At 59.2% G+C, this 5923-nt stretch carries 6 protein-coding genes and 1 pseudogene; 4 read left to right on the top strand and 3 right to left on the bottom strand.

Features of this window, described 5'->3' with window-relative positions; translation table 11 throughout:
* The 4 genes and pseudogenes from ACWUKX_RS30715 to ACWUKX_RS30730 form a co-directional block, all read left to right on the top strand.
* Positions 1-843 (top strand): TlpA family protein disulfide reductase (locus ACWUKX_RS30715; RefSeq protein ID WP_456010417.1); only part of this gene is annotated, 843 nt, incomplete at its 5' end.
* Positions 844-1886: 1043 nt separating this feature from the next.
* Positions 1887-2203 (top strand): annotated as a pseudogene (locus ACWUKX_RS30720) (IS630 family transposase); the annotation flags it as partial.
* Positions 2204-2328: 125 nt separating this feature from the next.
* On the top strand, positions 2329-3486 hold the full coding sequence (locus ACWUKX_RS30725) for a TlpA disulfide reductase family protein (protein WP_456010418.1): 1158 nt from the start codon (positions 2329-2331) through the stop codon (positions 3484-3486).
* 404 nt (positions 3487-3890) lie between these two features.
* The gene (locus ACWUKX_RS30730) at positions 3891-4097 is read left to right on the top strand and encodes a DUF2274 domain-containing protein (RefSeq protein ID WP_456010419.1); all 207 of its coding nucleotides are present in this window, start codon (positions 3891-3893) and stop codon (positions 4095-4097) included.
* Here ACWUKX_RS30730 and ACWUKX_RS30735 read toward each other — a convergent pair.
* The 3 genes from ACWUKX_RS30735 to ACWUKX_RS30745 all read right to left on the bottom strand — a co-directional run.
* Complete coding sequence (locus tag ACWUKX_RS30735) at positions 4071-4487, bottom strand: LysR family transcriptional regulator (protein WP_456010420.1); 417 nt, start codon at positions 4485-4487, stop codon at positions 4071-4073. The genes ACWUKX_RS30730 and ACWUKX_RS30735 overlap by 27 nt on opposite strands.
* Positions 4488-4521: 34 nt before the next feature.
* Positions 4522-5124 (bottom strand): acyl-homoserine-lactone synthase, encoded by a 603-nt coding sequence (locus tag ACWUKX_RS30740; protein ID WP_456010421.1) that lies wholly within the window; start codon positions 5122-5124, stop codon positions 4522-4524.
* Positions 5125-5201: 77 nt separating this feature from the next.
* On the bottom strand, positions 5202-5923 hold a 722-nt coding region (locus ACWUKX_RS30745; protein ID WP_456010422.1), incomplete at its 5' end, for a helix-turn-helix transcriptional regulator.

Raw genomic sequence — 5923 nt, forward strand, 5'->3', positions numbered from 1 at the left:
TCTGTCGGGATTCCGACCTCGTTCGTGGTCGACCGTGACGGTCACATCGCCTTTATCGGTCATCCGATGCAACTCGATGAGGTCTTGCCGAAAGTGCTCAACGGCAGCTGGCGCAGCAGCGATCAAGCGAAAGCCGGTGATGCGGAGCGGATTGCGAAAGACGAACCCATAGCGCGCGAACAAGCGCTGAAGAAGCCGATACTTGAGAAATTTCGGGCGGCGGTGGAGAAAAAGGATTGGAAGACGGCGCGCTCGGCGATCGAAGAAGGCATCGCCTTGTTGCCGGACGACCTCGATTTGCGCCTGACTCAGGCGCATCTGCTGCTTCACAGAATGCGCGACATGCGGGCAGGCTTGCCGGTCATGCGCCAATTCGTTCGCGACGCGATCAACAGAAATTCCGTGAATTGGTTGTCTCAGGTGCTGGAACAACTCTTCCATCCGGAGGAGGACTATTCGTACCTTCCGTCTGCCGAGCGCTTCGCGATGGGCAAGGAGCTATCCGAACACATCCTGGCTCTGGATCCCCCGGAAGGCGACGTCGACCTCAAGTTCCTATATTATCCGGTGCTAGGTCAGTACTTTTACGAGACCGGCGACAAGGATCGCGCGATCGAGTTGGTCGAAGTGGCAATGAAGTCGCTAGCGGATTGGCAGGATGGCTCAGACGAACTGAAACAGAAGCTTGGACCGGGGTTGCTGCAGGCCCTGGCCAACTACAAGGGTGAGAAGGTTTGTTCAGGAGATCTCTGTGCGGCTCCACAAAAGGATTTCCTGAAACCAAACCGCACCCGGAAGACGGAAGATGAAGGGGATGACACGTCGGAAAATGCTTTGGCCTGATCGGGCGAATTTTGGCGAGTGCATGCGCGTCGCAAGTACGCCGTAAAGGGCGAGTGAAGTCTGGGTCTGTGCGCCGTTGCCATCCTGGGTTGGATGTTATGCTGTCCCTGAGTCCACTTTGCGCGCAGCAGCAAAGGCCTGCCTCACGGGCTCAGGCGGGCCGTCGTCAATGATGGCCGGTTGGCGCCGCGCCAAAAAATCGGTGAGCTAAAGTCGCGGCATTGGTTCTCCAAAAAAAAACGGAGCGTCTTCGGCGCGAACCTTGTTGGAAGCGGTACTCCTCGCGCTGTCCTGCTAGCAGCGTAGCCAAGGTGCAGGAGTTCGCCTGCACCCCAGAACCAGCTCTGCAGCCGCCCCTTCGGTTCAACTTCTCCATCGATGCCCCGAGACATGGGTCGTATAGTCTGGACAAACTCTTGGCCGTCAAGGTCGGCCGCAAGCAGATCCGGCCAGATTTAGCTGCGCCCATGTTGTCTCCGTTCATGGCCACGGATCGAGCGTTCGCTTGGGTCAGCCGCGGCACCAAAGGCTGCGAATTTCGCGCACGGAACGATGATGGAGCATCAGAACTCGGGATGATGCTTGCGTAGAAACGCGGGCAAGTTGGGATCTGTGCCCAAGGAGGCAACAACAGCACTGACGAACCCGCAATGGCAAGGTGGCCTCTTCGATCCGTCCTTCAGCGGCTGGCCATCGTCGTGGCTCGTTGATTCAAGCCCCTCAAACGTGTCGTCCAGATCTTTCAAACGGTGCGGAGCCAACGCAGTGTAAAGACGCTATCCTGCTCGCGACAGAGGGCGGCAACCTGCGCCGCGCCTCATCAATCGCGCTAGAGAAAAGTCAGCGATCGCCAGCCAGTTTTTTCTGCACGAGGCAGACAGGTCGCGCGTACTTTTGGCCAGCTCCGAAGTGCTGCTGCTCAACGAGCCGACCTCAATTTTACCGCCAGCGAGCGCTAAAGCACATCCACAGATCGATGAATTGATTGTGATGTGACACAGCTTTGCTGAGCTGATTCAACGTCCACTTTAATGAGGTGGATGATAGCAAGGACACTCAGTGAGGGCCCTCGGTCGCTGGTTTTGAAGGCTTGCGATGAGGGTACGTCGGCGCGACAGGCGGCGGCGCGGTTCGGCGTGGGGATATCGAGTGCGATCCGTTGGATGGCGCGGCGAAAATCGGCGAGCGAACGCCTCGGCCACAGGGCTGGCGGCGCGCCTCCGGTCTCGATGCGCATGAAGCCTTCATCGCCGGGTTGATCGAGGCTTGCAAGGACATCACGCTGGACGAGATGGTTGAACTGCTGGCCCTCGAGCGGTCGGCACGCATTGGTGGCAGTGCCTTGAGCGTGCTGGCACGGCCTTTGCTCAAACTGACGAATGGCAACCCTGCTGAGGGCTGACCACGCAAGACGTGCGAATCTTTTAGTTTGTGTGTTCCGTTTCCGACAAAGACACACATTTGGCAATAGCTTTGGAGAGCGACATGGTGCTTCGAATGGATTCCCCGGCCCCTGCCATCAAGGTGCAGAGCTGGCTGCGTGGCGAGCCGCTGACAGCCTTCCAGCCTGGGAAACTGTACATCGTCGAATTTTGGGCGACGTGGTGTGGCCCATGCGTGTCGGCGATGCCCCATCTGGCGGAGCTGCAGGACAAATACAAAGACAGCGGCCTCGAGGTCGTCGCAGTCGCAGCTTCTGAAAATGCTCCAACCGCGGACGAGGCGCGAACCAAGTTGGACGCGTGGTTGACCGAAAACTGCACGTATCTGAACTATCGGATCGCGTTCGACTTCACAGGCGAAATGGACAAGCTTTGGATGGAACCCAGCCTCTCCCTCGGGATTCCGACCTCGTTCGTTGTCGATCGTGATGGCGCCATCGCCTTTATCGGTCATCCGATGGACCTCGGTAAGGTCTTGCCCAAAGTGATCAAAGGCCGCTGGCGCACCAGCAAGCAAGCGAAAGCCGGTGATGCGAAGCGGATTGCCAAAGACGGAGCCAGAATGGTGAAGATGCCGATTTTGGAGAAGTATTATGCGGCGTTCAAGGCAAAGGAGTGGCACACGGCGCTCTCGGCCATCGAAGAGGGTGTCGCCTTGTTCCCGGACGATCCCAATATCCGCACGTGCCATGCGAATCTGCTGCTTCACGGAATGCGCGACATGCGGGCGGGCTTGCCGGTCATGCAGCTCTTCGTTCGCGACGCGATCAACCAAAATTGCGTGAATTGGCTCTCTGATGCGCTGGAACAACTCTTCGATCCGGAGGAGGACTATTCGTACCTTCCTTCTGCCGAGCGCTTCGCGATGGGCAAGGAGCTGTCCGAACACATCCTCGCTCTGGAGCCCCCGGCAGGCGACGGCGCCTTCAAGTTCCTGTATTATCCGGCGCTCGGTCAGTACTTTTACGAGAGCGGCGACAAGGATCGCGCGATCGAGTTGATCGAAGTGGCACTGAAGTCGCTCGCCGATTGGCAGAATTTCTCGGAAAAAACGAAACGGCGGATTGGACAGCGATTGCTGCAGGCCCTGGCCAACTACAAGGGTGAGCAGGTTTGCTCACAAGATCTTTGTGTGGCTCCACAACAGGATTTCCCGAAGCCAAACCGCACCCGGCGGAAGACGAAAGATGGAGAGGGATGACAGGTCGGAATGCCGTGGCCTGACTGGGCGAATTGTTGGGCGAGTGCACGCGCGCCGCAAGCACGCCGTAAAAGGCGATTGAAGTCTGGGCGTATGCGCCGTCGCCATCCTGGGTTGATGGGCTGCTGTCCCTGATCCTTCCTCTGTGCGCAGCAGCAAAGGCCTGACTCGCGAGCTCAGGCGGGACGTCGTCAATGATGGTCGGTCGGCGCCGCGCCCAACGATCGGTGAGCTAAAGTCGCGGCATCGGTTCTCCGAAAACCGAGCGTCTTCGGCGAACCGTGTTGCGAGCGGTACCCCTCGCGCTGTCCCGCTGGCCGCGTCCCCAGGTGCAGGACTTCGCCTGCATCCCAAGAACCAGCTCTAGTCGCTCGGTTCAGCGTCTCCATGAACGATCCTGAGACATGGATCCTATAGTCTGGACGCACAAACTCTTCGGCCGTCAAGCCGGTCGGCCGCAAGCAGATCCGGCCGGACTAATTGCGCCGATGTTGTCTCCGTTCATGGCCACGGATCGAGCGTTCGCTTGGGTCCGCCGCGACATCAAAGGCAGCGAATTTCGGGCGCGGAACGATGATGGAGCATCAGAGCTCGAGATGATGCTTGCTTAAAAATGCGAGGAACGCAGGCAAGTTGGGATCTTTGCCCAAGGAGGCAACAACAGCACTGACGAACCCGCAATGGCAAGGTGGCCTGTCCGATCCGATCGATAGCGGCTGGCCATCTCCGTGGCCCGCTGATTCAAGCCCCTGAAGCGCGTCGTCCAGATCTTTCAGAATGCGTCGTATATTGGTCAGGAAACAGTCCCCGGCGGCCGTCACCCTGACCCCGCCGGGGTGGCGTTCGAACAAAGTCACGCCCAGCCTCAATTCGAAATCTTTTATGCGCCTGCTGAGCGCGGAATGATGAATCCGCAGTCGTCGCGATGCGCCGAGGAAGCTGCCTTCCTCGGCGACGACGGTCGCAAAATGAAGCGTGAGAAGTTGGATGGAGCGGCGCATGGCACCTCTTGCGTGCGCGGACCGAGGCTTGCGATTACGATGCGGATTTGTTGCTGCCTGGGCTGCGTGTCTCACGAAGCCTTTGCAGCGTGCGCTCGTCGAAACTGGCTGTCACCGCGACCGTCTCTTCCGCACCGATCATTTTCGGCAGTCCCAGCGGCGTTACCTTGAAATGCAACTGAACCAGGCGCAGCAGCCAGAGCGGGTTCATTTCTACGATGATCGTGTCGACCCCGCTGCCGAGGCCCCACTCGACGATGCCGGACAAGAGCGCATTGGCAACGGGGCTCAGCATCCGTCCCCGTTCGCGATATTGCGGCTCGACACAGTAACGCGACCATTCCCAGATGTTTTCTCCGACGGGACGCGTGCCTTCGCACAGCTCCGGCAAGACGTCCGAGAGAAGATGGGGTCGCGTCGACGGCAGCAGGCGTTGGTAGCCGATCACACGGTTGTCCGTGGTGAAGAGCATGTGGACGGCACGCCTGTCGTCGAAGCGGTCGACCTCACGGCCGTCTTCACGCCGCAGGTCGTTCCAGCCCTTTTCCTCGACAAACACCTTGTGGCGAAGCCGGAACGCCTGATCCAGCTCCGCCTGATATTCGTCTGCATTGTGCGACGTGACGACAAGAAGCATCTCGGTTGTCCTCCGGTTTCGAGGCCAACCCCAATGGTTCATCGCGGACCGGTGCGGCATCACGCGATTGCGTGAGGCTAGCTGATCAGCCCCAGCCGGAAAGCTTTCGCGACAGCATGCACATTGTTTGTCACGCCGAGCCTCTCGCGCACCGACCGTAGGTGCGTATCTGCCGTGTTGCGGCTGATGTTCAGGCGATCAGCGATCTTGTCCACGGTAAGGCCCTCGGCGGCCCAGCGCAGGACGTCCTGCTGGCGCGGCGACAGGCGCACGGGTTTTGAGGCTCGTTTTGCGTCTGCAAGAATGGCCGCGCAACCGAAGGCGCAAGCGGCGACGAACTGAAAGGCGAGACGGTCGTGGGGATCCGGCTCGAGCTTCTCCCCTGCGACCGAAAATCCAACCGGCTGTCCGCTCAATGTCGCGAACGGAATCGTGAAGCCGTCGCGTAGCTTAAACTCAGTTGCCTCCGCCATGATCTGTCGGCCAAAGGAACAAACGGTGGCAACCTGATCGATCTCGCTCCACCGGAAGGGCGTGGCCCCGCGCTTTACAAGTTGGATGGTAGGATCGCGATAAAGGTAGCCTTTGGAGAAATAGCGCTCCGACCATTGTTGTGGCCAGGCGTCAAGCAGCACATGGGAAATCTGCTCGCGCCTCAGCGCGCGAGGCGGCGGGATCGGTCCTGCCAGCACGTTTCTGGCGCCAAACCGCTCGGCATAGGAAATCAGGTGGCGACAGATTTCCTGCTGGCTTGAGCTCTTGCGGATCTGATTGAGGAACTCGAACGTGTCATCGAGGT

The sequence above is a fragment of the Mesorhizobium sp. f-mel genome, assembly GCF_053850215.1.